Raw genomic sequence first — 20,664 nt, 5'->3', positions numbered from 1 at the left:
CTGACTACTGACTACTGACTACTGACTACTTACTACTGACTACTGACTACCGACTACCGACTACTAACTCTCCAAAAGCCAATGATTATTGAAGCCAAAGCTCCGACGCGAATTGATCTGGCAGGTGGAACGGTTGATCTCTGGCCACTCTATCTGTTGCACCAGGAAGCCCAAACCATCAACGTGGCAATTGACCTTCTGGCAACCTGCCGCGTCGAAGAACGTCTGGATGAGCAGATTATTCTGGTTTCAGAAGATATCAACTTGAGCGAAACCTATGAATCACTTGGGGAAATCCGGCTTGATACACCACTCCAACTGCTTGCCCGGATGGTTGACTACTTCAAGCCTTATACAGGTGTGAAAGTGACCACTCGTTGTGCAGCACCACCTGGCTCAGGCTTAGGCGGGTCTTCGGCGCTGGCGGTGGCACTGGCAGGCGCCCTGGATCATCTCACCGGAAACCGATTCAGTGACAGCCAGCTTTTAAAAATTGCCCAAAACATCGAAACCCAGGTCATTGAGGTTCCATCGGGCGTGCAGGATTATTATCCGGCGATGTATGGAGGAACGAACAGTTTACACCTGGAAGTGATTGGAGTTGTGCGCGAGGCACTCTCAATTGATCTGGCAAAACTTCAAGATCATGTGGTGCTGTGCTACACCGGGAAACCTCATTTTAGCGGGACCAACAACTGGGAAATTTTCAAAGCCCATATTGATAATCGAGATGGCGTCCGCGAACGATTTGCCAGCCTGTGCGAAGTCACCAATCGCATGCGCATTGCCGTGCTTGAACAAAATTTGCCAGGTATCGCCACCTGCCTGACTGAAGAATGGGAACTCCGCAAAGGATTTTCCGACCATGTCACCACTGACACAATTGAACACTTGATTTCTGTGGCCAAAGAACACGGCGCCCTGGCAGCCAAAGCCTGTGGGGCTGGTGGTGGTGGATGCGTGGTGTTTTTGGTTGAAACCGGTCGTAAAACTGACGTCAGTCAGGCTCTGACTAAGGCCGGAGGAGAAGTTTTGGAAGTCAATTTGATTGATCGCGGCCTGCGAGTTGAGCAGGTAGGATGAAATTGGGGCTGAAGACCTCGGGCTGAGAAAACCAGGGCTGAGGGCTTGGGTCTGAGGGCTGAAGAAAATGGGTAAAACCAATCTCAGCCCAATGTCTTCAGCCCTGAGCTTGCGAGTCTTCAGCCCAATGTCTTCAGCCCCGAGCTTGCGAGTCTTCAACCCGAGATTCTTCAACCCTAAACCTTATGATCCGCACCTGGCTCAATCGAATCTGGTCTTCGCCCTCGGCAATGGGGTTTGTATTTACCAGCACCATTTTTGTCGTGAGTTTCCTCTACTTTCCAGCAGACTATCCCCGGTTCTCTCTTTGTCCCTTTAAAACATTTACTGGAATTGATTGCCCTGGATGTGGAATGACCAGAGCATTTTGCGCTCTGGCAAAGGGAGAATTGACACGTGCGGTTCATTTCCATCCGCTGAGCCCACTGGTTTTCGGGCTTTTTGGGCTCTGGTGGTTGACGACGGGACTCAATCTGCTGGGGTATTCCGGCACGACCCGGAAAATCGGAGACAACTTTGGTCATCCGATGGTTGTGTTTGGCATTATGGGATTGCTGGTGGTGGCGTGGATTTTCAGACTTGGATGGTGGTTTTTTGGGCAATGAAGGAAGAAGAAAGTGGTTAGTGGTTAGTTCCTGGTTCTTCTTTGAAAGCATTGATTTCTAACCGCTAACCACTAACCACTAACCACATTCTTCATTTTGCCTCTTGCGTCGCTGGGGAAAACCCTCTGATTTGAATCACATCACTGCTGGTGACCGATCTTCCAAACGCCATGAATTTCCGATCCGGCGACCAGGCAAAAGATTGCATCCGGCCTTCGATAAAACTGGTCACCTGACGTGGCGTTCCGCCATTCAGTGGGAGTTCCCACAAATTTGAAACCCCATTTTGATTGTCAATATAGAGCAATCCTTCACCGTTGGGATTCCACTGAAACATAACTGCCCCGATGAATCCAACCGCGGATTTTGGAATATTGATCGGACGCGGTGGTTCACTCCCATCAATTGCCATAATTTCACGGGCCCATTGCTGGGGAATGGAGCGTTCGTTCCAGTATGAATAGGCAATGTACTTGCCATCGGGCGAAACAGCCGGCAGGTAGCAAAAGGTTGCGTTAAGTTGTTTTTTTTCACCAGTTTTGAGCGATGTCCGAAACAGCGGCGCTTTTCCATCTTTGGTGGCGACATACACCAACTCATCCTGGTTTGGTAAAAAACAGGCAAAGTCAGCACATTCTTCATTGGTCAGTTGTTGTGGATTTGAGCCGTCAATATTCATTTTCCACAAATGTTGGGCCTCTTTGCGGGTTGAGCCAAAAACAATGGTTTGTCCATCAGGGGAAACCTGGGGACGGAAGTTGACGCCCGCATTGGAAGTCAATTGCTGTTTGTGGCTTCCATCACGGTCCATAATCCAGATATCAAGGTTGCCGCTCCGCCAGGATGAATGGACCAGCCGGTCATCCGGAGTCCAGCTAAACCCAATCCCTTCATTGCGATCCGAAGTAATTTGCCGGGCCTGGGTATAGTCATCAACGGGTGAAACCCATATCCCTGAGAGAACTTCTGATTGAACAGTAATCAAGGCATTTGAGTCAGCAGCCAGACTCAATCCGCGATACCCATTGACATCATTGGTCACCCGCTGGGGTACGCCTCCCTGGTTTGGAACAAACCAGACCTGCATGGGAGCCCCAATCTGGTCAGTGGCGGTCATGACGAGGCCGGATTTATCCTTCAACCACTTCATGCCAGTGATATCTCGCCAGGGATGGCTTGAAAGGACAACTTCTTCCCCACCGTGGAGCGGCATTTCATAGACTCGGGCGACCACCCGACTGTCATTGTCTTTTTGAGTGAAGCGGGAGCCAACATAGGTAATTGAGCTTCCATCCGGTGACCAGGCAGGCCAGGCCAGCCACTCAAATTCCTTGCGCTGAATAAGGATTCGCTCCCCGCTCCCATCAGTGTTGGCAATCACCAGCATTTTGGTATTGTTGACGGCATCGCTTCGAATCACCGCCACAAACTGTCCATCAGGTGAAACGGCCAGCGATGGCATCACATCCGCCACTACCCTGGATGACATCCCTCCTAATGTCGGAATGCGAAACACCACACCGACACCTACCTTATCCCACAGATTATAATAGACATAGTTGCCATCCGGCGAGAAGTCGAGTCCTTGATAGACCACATTGGCCGGTGGGAGAATCTGGACATCGCTCGCCGTTGAAATCTGCCGGATCCAGAGCGATTGCAGCTCGCCTTCATCCTGAACATACACCAGATAGCGGCCATCCTGTGAAATCGCGGCATCAATTGTTTTGCCACTATTGGTCAGGCGTTTCATCTCCGATAGTTGAAATGGATGTGCATTTGCTTTTGAATCAGCAAGATAGCGTATTCCGAACAGAGCTGCCGCCACCATCAGCACAATCACCCCAAGCGCCACCCCAAGTTGAAATGTCCAAAACCGGAGACCACTCACGGGTGAAGGCACACAGACTGGTTCGACTTCAAGGCTTGACTCTTTTTCAACCAGAATTTCATCTGTCGTTTCCGGCAATTCCATCGAAATTTCGCCGCTGTCTTCGTCAAGGGGATCGTCGAGGGAAAGCGATTCAACCGGAGTTTCAACCTCCAGCGTGGTTACAGTCTGAATGAAGGCGTGACCATTGACCGGCGGCGTTGAGGTCACCGCAATTTCTCGCACTTCGGCCACAAAGCGATAACCGCGTTTTGGAACAGTTTCGATGAAATGATGATCTGATGGCCCTTCCCCAAGGGTCTTCCGCAACACGGAAATATTGCGCGTCAAACTCCCCTCTTCAACAAACGTGTCAGGCCAGATTGCCTCGATCAATTCCTCTTTTTCAACTACCTGCCCATGGCGTTTAACCAGAAACAGAAGGGTCTCAAGTGCCTTGTGGGTCAGTGGAATATTCTTTCCATCACGCAACAGAACCCGTCGCATGGTATCTAACTGAAACTCCCCGAATTCATATAAGTATTTTTCTTTCATAAACTTAGACTGATGTAAGACTTTTTCAGAAAATGTAACCCTGCAATGTCAGAACGTGAAAGGACTTTTGAGAGTCGGTTGAACTAGGGTTGGTGTCGAAGAGAACCACCAAACGTCAATGGGTCACGGTCACGATGTTTAAAGCTGATCTGTTGGGGAGGAGGTTCTCTCAGGTAAGCATCGCCAATAACGTTCCATCACAAAAAGGAGTTCGCCATGAAAAATAGACTGTTCCAACTGTTCCTGCTGACCGCCTGTGTTTCATTCTCATTTTCAACCCCGATTTTTGCTTCAGAGCCAACCTCAACTCAGGTTCTTTATCAAAAAGGACAATCGTTTTTATCGGCTGGTCAACTGACTGAAGCCGCCAACACCTTTCAACAACTGGTGCGTCAGTCGCCCAAAGACTTCACCGCACATCATCAATTAGGAATTACTTATTTTCAACTGGGACGTAAATCCGAAGCGATTACCGAAATCAAGCAGGCGCTGCAACTCAACCCCCGTTTTGCCGAAGGCCACTACAACCTGGGTGTGATCCAGGATGCCGCCGGGAACCGCCGCGAAGCTCAAACAGCATTTAAACAGGCTGTGACAGTCAATCCTGACTACACAAAGGCATTGATTGGTTTGGGAGAAGTTTCAATGGATCTCAAAGAGTATTCACAAGCACTTGAAGCCTATCAGGCAGCCGCCCAGCAACAACCACAAACGGCTGAAGTGTTTAACCAGTTGGGGATTGCCCATCGTGCCCTGAATCAAACCGACGAAGCCGTGGCAGCCTTTCGAACAGCAGCCTCTCTCTCGCCCAATGATCCAGGTGCGCACAACAACCTGGGTGTGGCTCTTTTCCAGGCCGGTCACATCCAGGCTGCCATTGATGAATACAAAAAAGCGATTTCACTGAAATCTGATTATCAGGAAGCGGCCTACAACCTCGGATTGGCCCGTCAGGTAATGGATTCGCCAGCCCCAACCGTGGCTCAGTATCGGCGGCTGGATTCGATCCATACCCGTATCACGCAACGGCTCTTTGGATTGCAATACACTGATCGCGTGGGATCCCCGACGTTTCAACGATGAAATACAGGGTTCCGGGTTCCGGGTTCCGGGTTCCGAAAACCCGGAGACCGTGGGCTTCGCACGACGGCTATTACACAACGACCCTGCGGGCCTAAAATCTTTATCCTGGCATTTATGACCCTGAACCCTAAACCCTAAACCCTGTGCCCTGTGCCCGATTCTTCATTCTTCATTCCAGGTTCTCCTCACAACGTGATGTTTGGATGCACCTGCCGCGCCCCCAGGCGTTGCAGCCACGTTGTTGATGCAAAAGCGCTTCACCCCAGGCTAGGGGGTGGGGCGCTTTTTTTTGATACAGGTCAATCGTCATTTCTTATGCTTCGAAAACCTGGAACCTGGAACTCGGAACCCGGAACCCGAAAAAGGAATTTCCATCTCCACTGGTTTCGTGCCCGGTGCTTCAGGTACTATTACCCGGAAATTTTGCCTGGAGCCCTGAATTTTGTTATGGAACTTCCCAACCAAGAGACCCCGTCAAAACTCTTTTCCCGCGAAGAAGCCAATCGCCTCGTTCCAACCCTTCGCCGATTGATCAAACAAGTTGTCCAGGCCCAGGAAGGCTACACACGCGTTGCCGATGATATTGAGCGCGCTCGTGATCGAGCCAGTTCCGGCGGCGGAAGCCATATGGGCGGATACTATATTCAATGCCTGGCAGTATTTTCCAAAAGCGTTCACGACATCGAAGCTCTCGGCGTCCTGGTCAAAGATTATCGAGTTGGCCTGTGCGACTTCCCACATTTGCGGGATGGTCGAGTGGTATACCTCTGCTGGAAAATGGATGAAGATGAAGTTTGCTGGTGGCACGACATCGAAGCCGGGTTTGCTGGGCGGCAACCCCTTTAAAAATGAAGAATGAAGAATGAAGAATGAAGAAACACTTCTTGGTTTCTGGTGACTTGTTCTTGATTCTTAGCTCTTTGGAACCAAATACTTCCAAGCACCAAGTACGAAGAACCGTATGGCAAAGACATCCAAAGAAAAACAAGCTGATCATACTGACCGGCTGGTCACTGGGGAATCGGAAGGCCCAGGTGAACAGTTCACCGAATTGTCGCTTCGCCCGAAATTTCTGCGCGAGTATATTGGGCAATCAAAATCCACTGATAACTTGGGGATTTTTATGAAGGCAGCGCGAAATCGGAAGAAAGCGCTGGATCACGTTCTGCTTCACGGCCCGCCAGGATTGGGGAAAACCACACTGGCCATGATTGTGGCCAATGAAATGGGGGTCGAAATCAAATCCACTTCAGGCCCTGTGATCGAGAAATCTGGTGATTTAGCAGCACTTCTGACCAATTTGCAGGAAAACGATGTGTTGTTTATTGATGAAATTCACCGGCTGTCCCCAGCCATTGAGGAAATCCTGTACCCGGCCATGGAGGACTATCAGCTTGATATTATGATTGGGCAAGGACCGTCCTCCCGATCTATCAAGCTTGATCTGCCGCCGTTTACCCTGGTTGGGGCAACGACTCGGGCTGGGCTGATTACAGCCCCCCTCCGGGGTCGGTTTGGGATTACGCTGCACCTGGATTTTTATGGTGAAGAACACCTGACAGAAATTATTTTGCGCTCGGCAAAAATCCTGGAAGTAACTATTGACCAGACCGGTGCACTCGAAATTGCCCGTCGTTCACGTGGAACGCCTCGCATTGCCAACCGGCTCTTGCGGCGGGTGCGCGATATTGCCGAAGTTCTTCACAGCGGTGAAATTACAGAAACCATTGCTCGTGAAGCATTAAACCGAATGGAAGTAGACCGGTTTGGACTGGATGAAGTTGACCGGAAGATGCTCCTGACCATTATTGAAAAATTTGATGGAGGACCAGTTGGGGTGAGTACGATTTCGGCGGCTATTCAGGAAGAAAAAGACGCGATTGAGGAAATTTACGAGCCGTATCTGATTCAGATTGGCTTTTTAAATCGCACGCCACGCGGGCGCGTGGTCACTCGGGCAGCCTACGAACATCTTCGAATTCCTTATCAGATAACACCCCCACCCTTTAGCCCGGCTCCATTGTTTGAAAAAGCCAATGAATAGGGCTTGGAACTGAAATCTTCGGGCTGAAGACTTCGGGCTCAGGGTATGAAACCCGATTTCTTCAGCCCCGAGCTTGCGAGTCTTCAGCCCCAAGCCCGTTTTCTTCAGCCCAACGTCTTCAGCCCGAGGTTTTCTCAAACCATCACCAGTTGCAAATACCGGTCACGTTGCGCCATACGGTAGTCATAGAGCACCTTATGGACCTGTTTGGCGGAAATTCCCACCTGCTTGGCCAGGGTCGGATGCAGGGCGTGTTCAGGTGGTTTTTCCGATTTGAGGTATTCGTGATAGGCCGTGATGACCTGCTCTTTCTGTTCAGGTGTTGGCTCCTGACTCACATTGAGCACTTTGGTGTTGTCGTGCAAAACATCTACCCAGCGCAGGACCTGATAGCCAGTGACAAATCCCAGTTCCTTGGCAATGGCTTCCGGAAACAGTTCATATGGCGTTTTACCCTCGTTCATATGCCGCCAGTAGCACTTTTCAATTTCAAAAAGCTGCCGGCGGGTTGGCTGCGGTGTTTGGGATTCCAGATAGCGTTCCTGAGCCCATTTCCGCACAGCCAACACCACTGATTGCAGGGGGACGCCCAGCTCACGGGCAATGCTTTTGCGACGACCACCTTCAGGACGAAGTCCATTCTGGACGTAATGCGCATACATCTGGGTCGCCCGCTCATATTGCTCTGGGGTGAGATCAACTGAGGTCACGGCGGGAACCAGATTGCGGACTTCACGAATGACTTGCGCCACCAGTGAACGCTTCACCCATAACTGCTGTGAAATCTGCGTGTGGATATTCCGCAAATTCAATTCAGTCAACGTCTGATTGATGGGCAATTCAGATCCGGGCACTTTTTTGATGACTTCAAAAGCTTTGATAATCTGATCACGCAGTTCAGGTGTGAGCACCGACTGTTGCGGCAACCGGGGTTGCTTGGGGGTTTTCTTTCGGTTGTCGCGAAACGAAGGGCGGTTTCGGGGACCGCCGCCACCGCCTGGTCGTGGGCGATCACCAGCCACAAATTTTCCGGACCGTTGAAACGGCGGACGTGGTGAATGTGACGATGATGGGTGATGCTGATGTGATGCTGAAGATGCAGCCTGAGACACTGATGAGACAGGAGACGGAGCAGCCGACGAATGCTGAGGTGACTGGGGGGGACGAGATTTAATGAGGGTCGGTGCTGGTTGGTGTTTGGGTTGGTGCTTGGGGCAAAATCGAGCTTTTCGATCTTCTGAGAAAAAAGTCGCATTACAACTGTCGCACGAGCGACGGAATTTCATGCCTGCCATATGGTTGACTCCACTCTTTCAGAAAAACCCGTTTGGAAGTTTAAAACGGGTCGTAGATTTTCCTCCTTGGCCTGAAGAGTGTCTTCAAATTTGACTCGTGGTGGGCAATTACGAGTGACTTTCAGCATTTGCCGATTGAGCACCGCGCTCGGTCAACGCAACACTGTGTTTTTGGCGTTGTTCGACCATAAATTTTTTCAGCAAATCTTCAAGTATGTCGGTTTCGCGGAGTACGTCGGGATGAACCTGTTCAGCATAATACTTTCGAGCGTCTTCGAGTTCTTCGCTCAGCAGGTCGTTGAAGGTCCCTTCCACAATTCCTTTTTCCACTTCTTCAGGATTGTAGAGGATAATATCTGAAAGAATGGTGCGTGCCAAACGTTCAGCGCGTCGAAGTTCACTTAAAAATTGTCCGTGTTGCTGCTGGCTCGCCCGGAAATGCTTCAAAAACACCGCAAAGTCCCGCAGGACCGACTCAAACGGCTGCTCAGTATTCAGGATAAAATCAGCAAAAAATTGCACGCGCTGGGTTTCATCCGATTGATGTGTCCCAAGCAACACAATCGCACACCCTTTGAGGTGAATGTCCCGGTGAATTTGGGCACAGGGCTTTTGAGCGCTGCCATCTGACAAAAATGGGGTGGTGAGAAAGATATCGGGGGCACACAAACCAAGGTAGTGCGACGTCGCCGCCGCCTGCTCGACCACTTTGACCGCCAGCCCCTGTTCACGAAGCGCCTTGACCAGCGGGTCCCGAACCGGAGAGGAAGACGGTGCGGCCATTAACACGACGCCTTCGGCAGGTACGCGCTGTAAACGCTCCTCCACCACGGCGTTGAATCGAGTGGCACAATGTCGGCAAATGAGCGGTGCCCAATCGCCAACCACTTTGGCTGGATTGAGTTGATACTTGGTGTGACACGAAGGGCAGGCAACGATCATGGCGTCTCAGGTGCTCCCGCAAAAACTGAACCAGAAATGGAAATTGTGATATTTGCGGCGATGGGGATGATAGTGACAGGATGTCCATACCCTACACCAAGTCTACCTCAGAGGTAAACCGTTTGTGTTTTAAGGCGCCCAAGTCATCTGGTGACAGCACTCTCCACTTGACAGAAACCCAGACCCGCGGTTAGCATCGCACCCCTACTTTCAAGTTTGTTTTCCAAATCAGGCGTGAGGCGGCGTAGCCAAGTGGTAAGGCAGAGGTCTGCAAAACCTTTATTCATCGGTTCGATTCCGATCGCCGCCTCCATTTTCTTTCCCGCGACCAATTCCCCACTCGACAATTTCGATTGATTCCTGACCCGGCTTTCCACAAGGTTGGTGCCTTCGCACGCCTTGAGCACGAAGTCCCTTACCGAAAATTTCCAGACATTTTAACCACGGAAAACACGGAAAACACGGAAAACAATCAAAACTTCCCAAATTCAATCTCTCACTAATCTGGTGATAAGGTACTTATCACGATTCGCCGTTTAAACCACCCGCATCCATCCGGGCGAAAACGACCTTTCCACACCGGAGAAAAAGTAAAGAGTCCCGCCTTCAGGCGGCCCTGGAATTCCCAGATTGAACAGCACGGACGATGAACCGCCTGAAGGCGGAACTCTGAACTGTATTGTTGAAGAAATAGGGGTTTGCTGTTCCCTTCAAACTTCCCCAATTCGATGCTAATCTATTGGTATTTCTCATCTATCTGCTTACAACAACTGGACTTAAATCATCATAACCATTGACTCTGAGGAGCGTCAGCTTATGTCAACCGAGGCATTGGAAATCATCAAGCAGCAAATTGCCACTTTGTCGAGGCAGGAAAGAGCAGAACTTTCACAATTCCTGGAAGCACATCTGAAACTCGAAACGGCGACTTCCTCCAAACAGGCACAATCGAGTGCGGATGATGAGATTGAACAGAGGCGTTTACGGAATATGGAGTGGATGAAAGCAAACAGCCAGGAATTCGGAGGGCAGTACATCGCAATTGAAGATGGTCATCTTATAAATACAGGTCGCACGTTTCGTGAGGCCCGAGAAACCGCAATCGCTGCCGGGAAAAAACAGGCTTTTGTTACTTATTTGCCAAAACCTGATGAAATCCCCGAAATGGGAGGGATTAACCATGTCAATTGAGTTACTGGAAACTATCAAGCAGCAAATCACCCAACTGAATGCACAGGAACTGGAACAGCTCGAACGCTATTTACACCAACAAAAAAGAGTCGCGCACTAGAGCCAGATGTCGCAGAACGAGAACACAAACGCCGTTTGCGCACAGAGTGGCTGAATACCCATCAGGATAAATACGCTGGATTGTATGTGGCCCTTGATGGTGACCGATTGCTTGGAACAGGGCGAAACTATCCTGAAGCTTTTGAAAAAGCAAAGCAGGAGGGGGTCAAAAACCCATATGTTGGTTTTGTCTATCCGGCAAATTATGAAGGATTTATGGGAGGCTGGTCATGATCCATCAGTAAGCCTGCCTGAATTGGATGGTATTGACTTGTTGCCGACACATCCGCCCTTCGCTTCAAACTTCCCCGGTTCGATGCTAATCTGTTTGGCACTTTCCTTCACACAAAAATACATCCAGGGAATTCAACTCGCTGGCTCACGCTGGTGGGACTGACGTGTCACGTACCTGCTCACCTCACAGGTAAGATTGACTACTCGCGACTCGCTACTCGCTCACTATGCTGTCTCCCAACACGCTCCTGCAGAATCGCTATCTTGTGGTGCGCCTGATTGGTCAGGGTGGGATGGGGGCTGTTTATGAAGCCCGCGACCAGCGGCTCAATCATACGGTGGCACTCAAAGAGACCTTCTTTGATGAAGATGAAGGCCGGCGTGCCTTTGAACGCGAAGCCCGGTTGCTGGCCCGGCTCAAACATCCGGCACTCCCACGGGTGAGCGATTATTTTTCCGACAAACAGGGCCAATTTCTGGTGATGGAATTTATTCCAGGGACTGACCTGGGCGATATGCTCAAGCGGCGCGGCGGTGCGTTTTCCCTCGAAGAAGTCTCCCGTTGGGCTGATCAATTGCTCGATGTCATCGAATACCTCCACGGACAGCAACCGCCAATCATTCACCGCGATATCAAACCCCAAAACCTGAAACTCAATCAGCAGGGCCAGCTTATTCTGCTCGATTTTGGTCTGGCAAAAGGACCGTCTTCGGCCACAATTGCCACCGGAGGCGACAATCGGAGCGTGTTTGGCTACACGCCGAACTACGCCCCGCCCGAACAAATGCAGGGCACCGGAACCGATGAGCGGAGCGACCTCTACTCGGTGGCGGCCACGCTCTATCACCTGTTGACAGGTCGAAAACCGGTGGACGCACTCAACCGGGCCATGCAACTTATCAGTAATTCAACCGATCCGCTGACTCCGGCGCATCAGGTCACTCCAACCGTTCCACTTCAAATTGGACAGGCGCTCCAGCAAACCATGGCGCTGACCCGCGAACAACGCCCAGCCAGTGTGGGCGAACTCCGCCAATCGTTGCGGGCCCGGCGGACAACGCCCCTGTTAAATACCAGTCCGACGCGAAAAACCGCCAGCCGACAAACAGTGGACAACACCGAGGCTCGCGGGAGCGGGAGCGAAGCCGCCACCGTCATTCATCCATCACAGGAACTCCCCTCACTTGCCCAAATTATTCCACCTGGCAAGCAGAGTGATACCCAGGTGATGGCGCCGGCGGCTTTATTTGGAACAAATTTTCATATCAGCCCATCCAAATGCAAAGTTCGAGTGTTGTCAGGACATACCAGCGGTGTGAGTAGTGTTTGTTTCACGCCAAACGGCCAGTTTGTGATTTCCGGAAGTCACGACACGTCAATCAAAATCTGGGATGTTGAAACAAGTCAGCAAACTGGTCAGTTGCTGCCGGCGGTGGGGCCTCCGTCGGCGATTGAATCGCTGGCGGTTTCACCGCACGGGAATTTACTGCTTTCGGGAACACGGGCAGGTGTGTTGCGGCTGTGGGATCTCGAAACCGGACGTGAACTGGCATCACTCAAAGGTCACGGAAGTGCCATTCACAGCCTTCAGTTTCTGCCAAATGGGCGGTATGCAGTTTCCGGGAGCAGTGACAACACGTTGGGGGTATGGGATGTCGAGCGCGGTCGCGAACTCTGGCGGCTTCGCAATCCGCATGGCTCAATTCTGGCGGTGGCGGTTTCGCCCAATGGACGCTGGGCGCTTTCCGGCGGACATGATCCGCATGTGTATCTGTGGGATATCGAAACCGGCCAGCTTTTGAAAACGCTTCAGCAATGGGACAGTGTGTCAAGCATTGCCTTTTCACCAGATGGCGCTTTTGCGGTGGTTGGAAGTGGTGGGAAAGCCATCCATCTTCTCCAGCTTGAAACTAGCCAGTGGGTAGCCCGCTTTGACGGACACACGGAGCCGGTCACATCGGTTGCGTTTTCACGGGATGGAATGTTGATGGTTTCAGGTGGGATGGATAGCACCGTCCGGCTGTGGGATGTCGAATCCGGACGCGAATTGTGCTGCTTTGAAGATCATACCCTGGGCGTCACCAGCGTTGCCTTTTCCCCCAACTTTACCCATCTGGCTTCTGGCGGATGGGACAAGCAGGTCCGGGTATGGGAATTGCCCCAAGAAAATTGAAGGAAGACCAGGGAGTAAGTTACTATTTCATTGTATTTCCATACTAACTATTGCTTTCAACCATAAGGGAGTTATGTCATACATCCGGGAGGCTTTTTGTCTGTGTTAACTCAACAACATAGTATGGAGTCATTGAGTCGAGCTTATGTTCAAGCGATAGCAGGTCAGGCAAGATTAAATCTGAGTTTTGAGACAAAACGAGAATTTGATTATGGTGTAGACGGCACTTTTCACCACATCAAAGAATTTAACGGACGGTTGGTGGAAAGTGGGTTCCCTCTGGATTTCCAAATAAAAGCCTCTACAGATTGGCGATTCAAAGAATCTCACATTATTTTCAACATGGAGGCTATCGCCTATAACAAGATTGTTGACCGTAATACTACATCAGGGGCAATACCTAAAATATTGATTTTATTATGTCTTCCTACTAAAACAGATGAATGGTTGGAAAGCACTGAAGAATATCTCCTACTCCGAAAATGCTGTTATTGGGAACGATTGGATGGAAAACTGACAAACAATAAAAAAGCTTGTGCGGTTCACATCCCACGAACACGACGTCTCACAACCGAATCTCTCATCGAACTTCTTGGGAAAGTCAGGCAAGGTTTATGGCGATAAATAAGACTTTTATTGACCCTCAAAAGTTAAAAAAGCTTTCGATTGATCAAATTGTGGCTTTTCTTGAAAAACATGGGTGGATTCAAGCGGAACACCCGAATAAACGGATCTTTGTGTTTGAGGGACCATTGGACGACGATGGAAACCCATTACAGCTTATTTTACCAATCCACTGTCAATTTGAAGATTCGAACAACCGTTTGGTTGAAGCACTGAATTTGCTTGCTGTGGTTGAAGAGAAAACACCAGATTTTTTGATTCAAATGATTCTGGAAGGGGACTTGATCAGAAATGATCTGACTGCCCAGGTAAGCCAAAAAGGGGTTCAAAAAGAAAAAAGACCAGCCAAAGGTCAGGACCACCTCCGTAAGAAAGTGAGTTGACAAACCCCGGCTCTACTCCAAAGCGGTACTGACGATTGCTTCAGGGATGGCTAAACTCACCGACGCGATGAACGCGGACCATATTTGAAATCGGCAAGCCGGTTACTTTGCCGGCCATCACAATCACTTTTTCGCCACGTTGGGCCCAGCCGAGTTCAATCAGCGCTTCATCTCCTTGATGGAAAAGGGCTTCGACGGCAGGTGCTTTTTTCAGAAGAACCGGTTCCACTCCCCAAATTAAACTCAACCGACGAAACGTCTCTTTATAGTGGGTCAGGCAGATGATGCGCTGGTGCGGACGCGTTGCGGCCAGATGTTGGGCCATTTTGCCGCGTTCGGTATAGACCAGGATCACTTTGGCTTTGATTTCATCCGCTGCAAACAAAGCGGCTTCAGCGAGCGCCCGCATCGTCGAGCCGGTTGGTGTGCCGCGCAGATAGTCACGTCCGCTAGGTCGCTGATAGGTCACGACTTCTTCGGTGTATTCGATAATGCGACGCATGGTGCGGACTGATTCCACCGGGTGGTTTCCAGCCGCCGTTTCGGCGGAGAGCATCACGGCGTCGGTGCCATCGAGCACGGCATTGGCGACGTCAGACGCTTCGGCCCGGGTCGGACGCGGATTCTCCACCATTGATTGGAGCATCTGGGTGGCGGTAATCACCACTTTGCGTTCGCGGTTGGCGTGACGGATGATTTCTTTTTGATAGATCGGCACCCGTTCAGTTTCGGCTTCGACGCCAAGATCACCTCGGGCAACCATCACTCCATCAACAACTTCCAGAATTTGGGCCAGATGTTGAATCGCCTCGGGTTTTTCAATTTTGGCAATGAGTGGAACATCCGAACCATGTTCTTCGATCAACGCACGCGCCTGGCGGCAATCTTCGGGGCGACGAACAAACGAAATCGCGATGTAATCCACATTGTGCTTGAGGCCAAACGCCAGATCAGCCCGGTCTTTCTCAGTCAACGACGGAAGTGACGTCGGGATACTCGGCAAATTGATGCCTTTGCGTTCGTTGAGCAATCCACCATTCAAAATCAGACACGTCACATCTGCACCCTGGATTTCCTGGACCTGCAATTCAATCAACCCATCATCAATCAGAATGCGGTCACCCAGGCGGGCATCCATGGCCAGCAATTCATAGCTGCAGGTCACCCGCTCGGCTGTTCCTAGGATTTCTTCAGGTGTGAGCGTGATGCGGTCACCGGCTTTGATTTCAATCGGGCCACCGTTTTCGAGTTTTCCGGTGCGAATCTTTGGGCCGCACAGATCAACCAGAATCGCCATCGGCAGGTGAAGTTCCTCCGCCAGTGCGCGAATAGAATTAATTGCCTGGGCATGGCCTTCGTGGGTGCCATGTGACATGTTGATGCGGGCGACGTTCATACCCGCCAGGATCAGGCTACGCAGGGTCTCGTGTGACCGCGAAGCCGGACCAATCGTCGCGACGATTTTTGCTCGTGCCATGTGGAATATCCTTTGGATTGGAGTGAAGGAGCATGACCCGTGCCCGGTTCAAGCGGCACGGGTTCTCGCGTAACAAAGGGGCTTTCTTTCCGTCTACAAACTTGTTAACCCTTGAGAATTTGCTGATATAGCCAGAGTTTGGCAACCCGCCATTCACGCATCACGGTTGCCACTGAAATGCCGAGGACTTCGGCGGTTTCTTCGACTGACAAACCGCCAAAAAACCTCAATTCCACAATCTGGCTCTGGCGCGGATCCATCGCGGCCAGTGTTGTCAGCGCTTCATCCAGCAAAATGAGATCAACATCCTTTTTTTGCGGGATTTCAAAGGCATCTTCCAAAGCAATTCGAATATCTTCACCGCCGCGTTTTTCCGCCTGTTTTGTGCGGGCGTGGTCAACTAAAATGCGGCGCATCATCTGGGCCGCCACGCCGAGAAAATGCGCGCGATTTTGCCATTGAACCCGATCCTGGCGCACAAGTCGAAGGTACGCTTCATGCACCAGCGCGGTGGCCTGCAGCGTATGGTTGGACCGTTCACGACTGAGGAGCATTTTGGCAAATTTGCGCAGGTCGGTATACACCGCCAGCATCAGCTCATCGTGGACTGTTTTATCCCCCTGGCTAAACCGGAGCAGCAATTCAGTGACATCTTGTACATTTTCTTCAAGACGATCAGTCATAGACGATTCAGGGTTGCGGGGTTCGGGGTTCGAGGTTTAGAGAAATACAGTTTTTTCAACTATTTAACCATTTGCTTATACAAAGCGACGATTTGAAAATGATGTCCGTACTGGTTAAGTCAAAGAAATTTGAGCGCACGATGAAAACGATGATGAATGCCTGAGCATTTTCATCAATGAGCTGCGCGTTTTAACAAGAGGTTTCAGGAAATAAGCGGCACGGTTGGGGAGAATGAGGTTCCGTGTTCGAAACACAATACACGTTCTTGAATGGAAAGTCAGTACCACCTGCGTGAGTGGGTGGCCCCAATCAAACAAAATCCCCACCCGCTCACGCAGGCGGTACTGACGGAGGGTTTCAATTGACGCCGGAACGCTGGCAACAGGTCAAAGAACTGGTCGCCGAGGCATTATCGGTTGAAGAACACGAGCGGTCCCGCTTTCTAGCCAAGGTGTGCTCGACGGACCCTTCGCTGTATCAGGAGGTCAATCAGCTACTCGCCTTTGAAAATGAAGCCCATGCCTTTCTTGAATCATCACCGGTTGTTGAACTGGATTCGAGAGCCAAAACACTTGATTCTCCACCAGTTAGGCCCGAGCCAGAACGTGAATCCGATTTGGTCGCGATTGGCACCACCTTGCTGGAAAAATACACCATTCTGAAGTTGATTGGCCAGGGCGGTATGGCCAGGGTGTATCAGGCACGCCACATTGATCTGGGCATTTTAGTGGCCGTCAAAGTCTTGAAGAGTGCCTTTACCCAGGATCCAAGCCTGTTGGAACGTTTCAAACGCGAAGCGCAAACCGCCGCCAGTCTTGATCATCCCAATTCGGTTCGGGTCTTTGATTATGGTGTCCAGGGAACCGCCTGTTACCTGGTTATGGAATACCTGGAGGGTGAGTCGCTTCGGCAACGGTTAAAAACCCGGTGGCGAATGTCGCTTGATGAAGCACTGACTTTCCTTGAGCAGGTATGCCCGGCACTAAGCTACGTCCATCGCAAAGGTGTGATTCATCGTGACTTAAAGCCCGACAATATTTTCTTTGCTCAACAAGATGGCAAAGAAATCGTCAAAATCCTCGACTTCGGAATTGCCAAACCAGGCACTATCGCCGAAACCCTCACCAATCCAGATTTGATTTGCGGGACGCCACACTATATGTCACCGGAACAATGCGTTGGTGATCGCATTACAGTGAGTTCAGACCTGTATTCGCTGGGAGTCATTGTTTATGAAATGCTGGCCGGAGAGCGTCCGTTCGAAGCCGACGCGACCCTGACGGTGATGTATGCCCACGTCAACCTGCCGACGCCTGAGCTTCATCAACGGTATCCTGAAATTCCCCACAGCGTGTCAAATCAGGTAACCCGGCTAATGTCCAAAAAGGCGGCGGATCGTTTTTCATCAGCGGATGAGTTTCTGCAGGCGATTCGGTCAGCTATTTCCGACCGGGAACATGAGTCCACACAACCTTATTTATCTCCGGCTGAGAAATTGGAAACCATTCCAGCACTTGAGCTTGAAACCATTCCACCGTCAGTGAGCCAAACACGGATGGTTCACCCGGTGAAAGTAGCGCCAGAACTGGCCACGGCCAGGCAGCAGCCCGGTATCGTGTCGGTGGCGGCTTACGGACTCGCCACGGTAGTGCTTGGGTTGAGTGTGGTTTGGGTGGCGTGGTTTGGGTTTCAACCAGTCACTCCAATCACCTCACAACTGCCTGGAGTGTCACAACCAGCCAGACCCGAGCGACGACAGCCACCAGCAGATCACTTTGTTTTGATTCCAGGCGGGAAGGTGACGATTGGCCGAAACGCTGACGAATGCCGGGGGAACCCAGATTGCCAGATTTCAGAAGATGAAACCCCGGCCCATCAGGTCGAACTGGCATCATTTTTCCTGAGTCGCTATGAAGTCACCAATCAGGAATATCTGGAATTTGTCCAGGCGACACAGACCACCCCTCCACCAGTTTGGAAAGGCTCAACCTTTCCATCTGGTCAAGCCGATTGGCCAGTGACAGACATCACCTGGGAACAGGCGACGGCATACTGTGTCTGGCGTGCCAGACGTGATGGACTTCCCCTTCGGCTGCCGACTGAAGAAGAATGGGAATATGCGGCTCGTGGCAGCGATAACCGACTTTTTTCCTGGGGAAATGAGTGGAATGCAGATTTTGCCAACGTAGCCAAACGCCTCCAAAATCAACAGTTTCCACTTCCAGTAACCACCCAGAATGCGGATATCAGTCCATTTGGTATTGTTGGAATGACTGGGAATGTCAAGGAATGGACCGCTTCGAATTTTTCAGTTTATCCGGGCGGAAGCTACGTTCCGACCCAATCAGACAAAACTTGCAAAATGATTCGAGGAGGCAGTTTTAAAAATATTCCGGATGCTTCGCGCACATCATTTCGCACCTGGGATTTACCAACCTTCCAGGCCCCTAACCTTGGCTTTCGTCTTGCCGTTACCAACCATGAAATCAACCATTAAAATTTGCTGTCTGTTTCTGGGCCTTGTGCTCAGTCAGACAGCATTGGGCATACAAAAGAAAAGCCCCGAGGTCAAAGATCTGCCACCTCGTAGCACCCCACCGGTTCCGGCCAAATCACTGACGGGAACCCTCGTTCTGTTTACCGACCCACCTGAATCGGAGGTGCTCCTTAACCAAAAATCACATGGGAAAACCACGGCTGCCGGAAATTTCAACAAACCGCTTTCCCTGAAACCAGGGAGCTACGTGCTCGAAGTCAAACACCCCGACTATGAACCGCTCCAGCAATCGGTCACGATTCGTCCAGGGTCGGTAACCCCGCTGCGAGTGGCACTGCGTCCACGGTTTGGCGTCATCCAGCTTGTTTTTTCACAGCCCTTTCCCAGCGGAACCATCAAACTCGATGGGAACGAAGTTTCCGCCAGTGAACTCACCCGCACCTCAGAAACTGAAATCCGAATCAAAACACCGATTGGTCATCATCGGGTGGAAATCCTGCGGCCCAAATATCTTCCCTTCTCCGGTGAAATCACACTCAGTGGCGCAACGCCACAAAGCCTTCCCGTGATTCTGGAGCGGGCGACGGCACAACTCCTGATCAAAACCCAGGAAGGCACACGGGTTTATATCAACGGTCAGGAAAACGGGGTCGTCCCAGCAACCGGAGAGCTACGCGTTTCGACGATCCTTCCCGATCAACCCAATACTGTGCGGCTGGAACGTTTTGGATATGAAAGATTTGAGCAACTGATTCGCGGGCAGGCTGGAAAAATAGTAGAACTCGAAGCGAGGTTGCTTCCCCTGCCGACCACAACGGAATTTGCCGACAATTTTCAAGGTGGTCTTCAATTTTGGGAGGCGCCGTCGGAATGGAAAGCCGAAACCGGGATTCTCACCGTGCCGACTACTTCGCGGATTGGCGTGGTGAAAGAGAAGCGATTTTGTGAGAGTGAAGTCTTTTTTGGACTGCGCCTCACCAATGACCGTGGGGCAGCCTGGGTGGTGCGGGCTCAAGATGAAAAGAATTACTATCTGTTTTGTCTCAACGGCCCAGGTGGCATATTTCCCAACAAGTTCCAGACCTATGTTTGCCGCGATGGAAAACTGGATCTGACCAGACCAGTAACGGCGCCGCTTCCGATCCTGCCGCCGCTCAAACCTGGCGAAACGTATCGGGTACACATCAAAATCAGCGGCAACACGATCCAACACTGGATTACCCCGAGCAAGACCGGCGAAGAAATTTCAATTGGTTTCTTTCAAGATGCCCAAAATACATTTCCCTGTGGCACGCTTGGGTTTTCAACACCCGCCGGCGAAGCATTTCAGGTCACAGGCTTTGTGGTGTCACCGCTTTTAGTCAATTAGGGTTCGGGGTTCGGGGTTCGGGGTTCAAGGTCTTCGAATTTATGTCCTTTTCGTCCTTTTTGTCCCTTTTGTCTTTTTCCCTGAACCTTGAACCCTAACTGATATTAGTATTACAACGAGGTTTTAATAAAAAACCGGGTTTTAAGCCCAGGAACTGGGCGGCAGGCATGTAGCCCAGGGTGCAACCCTGGGACCAACGGCCTGCTCCCCCTCCCGCCCCGCCGGCAACCGCCTACGGCGGTTGCCGGCGGGGCGGGAGAAATTGGGGATGACCGTCAACCCAGGGTTTCGAAGACTCCACCCTGGGCTACGAGCCATCACCCGCTTCGCAGGTTAAAACCGAAACCTCGTTGTAGTATTAGGGACCCAGAAGAAAATAAAATCCCACTAAAATCGGGTTCAGGGTTTCGGGGTTTCGGGGTTTCGGGGTTTCGGGGTTTCGGGGTTTCGGGGTT

Annotated in this window: 16 protein-coding genes and 1 tRNA gene; 12 read left to right on the top strand and 5 right to left on the bottom strand. The window is 51.0% G+C overall.

Annotated features, from left to right (window positions below; all coding sequences use genetic code 11):
- Positions 1-81: 81 nt before the first annotated feature.
- Positions 82-1,083, top strand: coding sequence for a GHMP kinase (locus HY774_01300; GenBank protein MBI4747098.1), 1,002 nt, complete (start codon positions 82-84; stop codon positions 1,081-1,083).
- Between the two features lie 230 nt (positions 1,084-1,313).
- Positions 1,314-1,688 carry a DUF2752 domain-containing protein gene (locus tag HY774_01295; protein ID MBI4747097.1) on the top strand — a complete coding sequence of 125 codons (375 nt, stop codon included), beginning with the start codon at positions 1,314-1,316 and terminating at the stop codon, positions 1,686-1,688.
- A gap of 91 nt (positions 1,689-1,779) precedes the next feature.
- On the opposite strand, the gene HY774_01290 is transcribed toward HY774_01295, so the two are convergent.
- Entirely contained in the window at positions 1,780-4,113 is a 2,334-nt protein-coding gene (locus HY774_01290) for a PD40 domain-containing protein (protein MBI4747096.1), read from the bottom strand.
- A gap of 216 nt (positions 4,114-4,329) precedes the next feature.
- On the opposite strand from HY774_01290, the gene HY774_01285 reads away from it, so the two are divergent.
- The 3 genes from HY774_01285 (at position 4,330) to ruvB (ending at position 7,240) form a co-directional block, all read left to right on the top strand.
- The gene (locus HY774_01285) at positions 4,330-5,196 is read left to right on the top strand and encodes a tetratricopeptide repeat protein (GenBank protein MBI4747095.1); all 867 of its coding nucleotides are present in this window, start codon (positions 4,330-4,332) and stop codon (positions 5,194-5,196) included.
- A gap of 447 nt (positions 5,197-5,643) precedes the next feature.
- A complete protein-coding gene (locus HY774_01280; protein ID MBI4747094.1) occupies positions 5,644-6,042 on the top strand; it encodes a DUF2203 domain-containing protein in 399 nt (132 codons plus the stop codon).
- Positions 6,043-6,157: 115 nt separating this feature from the next.
- Positions 6,158-7,240, top strand: a complete 1,083-nt coding sequence (gene ruvB / locus HY774_01275) for a Holliday junction branch migration DNA helicase RuvB (protein MBI4747093.1) — start codon at positions 6,158-6,160, stop codon at positions 7,238-7,240.
- A gap of 134 nt (positions 7,241-7,374) precedes the next feature.
- Here ruvB and HY774_01270 read toward each other — a convergent pair whose 3' ends face one another.
- Positions 7,375-8,535 (bottom strand): hypothetical protein, encoded by a 1,161-nt coding sequence (locus HY774_01270; protein ID MBI4747092.1) that lies wholly within the window; start codon positions 8,533-8,535, stop codon positions 7,375-7,377.
- 108 nt (positions 8,536-8,643) lie between these two features.
- Positions 8,644-9,477, bottom strand: coding sequence for a zinc-ribbon domain-containing protein (locus tag HY774_01265; protein ID MBI4747091.1), 834 nt, complete (start codon positions 9,475-9,477; stop codon positions 8,644-8,646).
- 238 nt (positions 9,478-9,715) lie between these two features.
- Between HY774_01265 and HY774_01260 the strand changes: the two genes are divergently transcribed.
- From HY774_01260 to HY774_01240, 5 genes are all read left to right on the top strand, one after another.
- Positions 9,716-9,790 (top strand) — tRNA-Cys (locus HY774_01260).
- A 503-nt stretch (positions 9,791-10,293) separates the two neighbouring features.
- Positions 10,294-10,668: a hypothetical protein gene (locus HY774_01255; GenBank protein ID MBI4747090.1), complete on the top strand. Its 375-nt coding sequence runs from the start codon at positions 10,294-10,296 to the stop codon at positions 10,666-10,668.
- Between the two features lie 135 nt (positions 10,669-10,803).
- On the top strand, positions 10,804-11,001 hold the full coding sequence (locus HY774_01250; GenBank protein ID MBI4747089.1) for a hypothetical protein: 198 nt from the start codon (positions 10,804-10,806) through the stop codon (positions 10,999-11,001).
- A gap of 227 nt (positions 11,002-11,228) precedes the next feature.
- Positions 11,229-13,175, top strand: a complete 1,947-nt coding sequence (locus tag HY774_01245; protein ID MBI4747088.1) for a serine/threonine protein kinase — start codon at positions 11,229-11,231, stop codon at positions 13,173-13,175.
- Positions 13,176-13,277: 102 nt separating this feature from the next.
- Positions 13,278-13,799 (top strand): DUF4365 domain-containing protein, encoded by a 522-nt coding sequence (locus HY774_01240; GenBank protein MBI4747087.1) that lies wholly within the window; start codon positions 13,278-13,280, stop codon positions 13,797-13,799.
- 423 nt (positions 13,800-14,222) lie between these two features.
- Here the strand turns inward: HY774_01240 and pyk are convergent, their stop codons facing one another.
- Together pyk and HY774_01230 are read right to left on the bottom strand one after the other, a co-directional pair.
- Positions 14,223-15,659 (bottom strand): pyruvate kinase, encoded by a 1,437-nt coding sequence (pyk, locus tag HY774_01235; protein ID MBI4747086.1) that lies wholly within the window; start codon positions 15,657-15,659, stop codon positions 14,223-14,225.
- A 104-nt stretch (positions 15,660-15,763) separates the two neighbouring features.
- Positions 15,764-16,342, bottom strand: a complete 579-nt coding sequence (locus tag HY774_01230) for a sigma-70 family RNA polymerase sigma factor (GenBank protein ID MBI4747085.1) — start codon at positions 16,340-16,342, stop codon at positions 15,764-15,766.
- Between the two features lie 362 nt (positions 16,343-16,704).
- Here HY774_01230 and HY774_01225 point away from each other — a divergent pair, with 362 nt between their 5' ends.
- Together HY774_01225 and HY774_01220 are read left to right on the top strand one after the other, a co-directional pair.
- Positions 16,705-18,840: an SUMF1/EgtB/PvdO family nonheme iron enzyme gene (locus tag HY774_01225; GenBank protein ID MBI4747084.1), complete on the top strand. Its 2,136-nt coding sequence runs from the start codon at positions 16,705-16,707 to the stop codon at positions 18,838-18,840.
- A complete protein-coding gene (locus tag HY774_01220; GenBank protein MBI4747083.1) occupies positions 18,824-20,209 on the top strand; it encodes a PEGA domain-containing protein in 1,386 nt (461 codons plus the stop codon). The genes HY774_01225 and HY774_01220 overlap by 17 nt, the downstream gene beginning before the upstream one ends.
- Positions 20,210-20,664: the final 455 nt, after the last annotated feature.

The organism is Acidobacteriota bacterium, from assembly GCA_016208495.1.
GTDB lineage: Bacteria > Acidobacteriota > Blastocatellia > Chloracidobacteriales > Chloracidobacteriaceae > JACQXX01.
The sequence above is the reverse complement of the archived record's forward strand: the minus strand, read 5'-3'. Positions and strand labels throughout refer to the sequence as shown.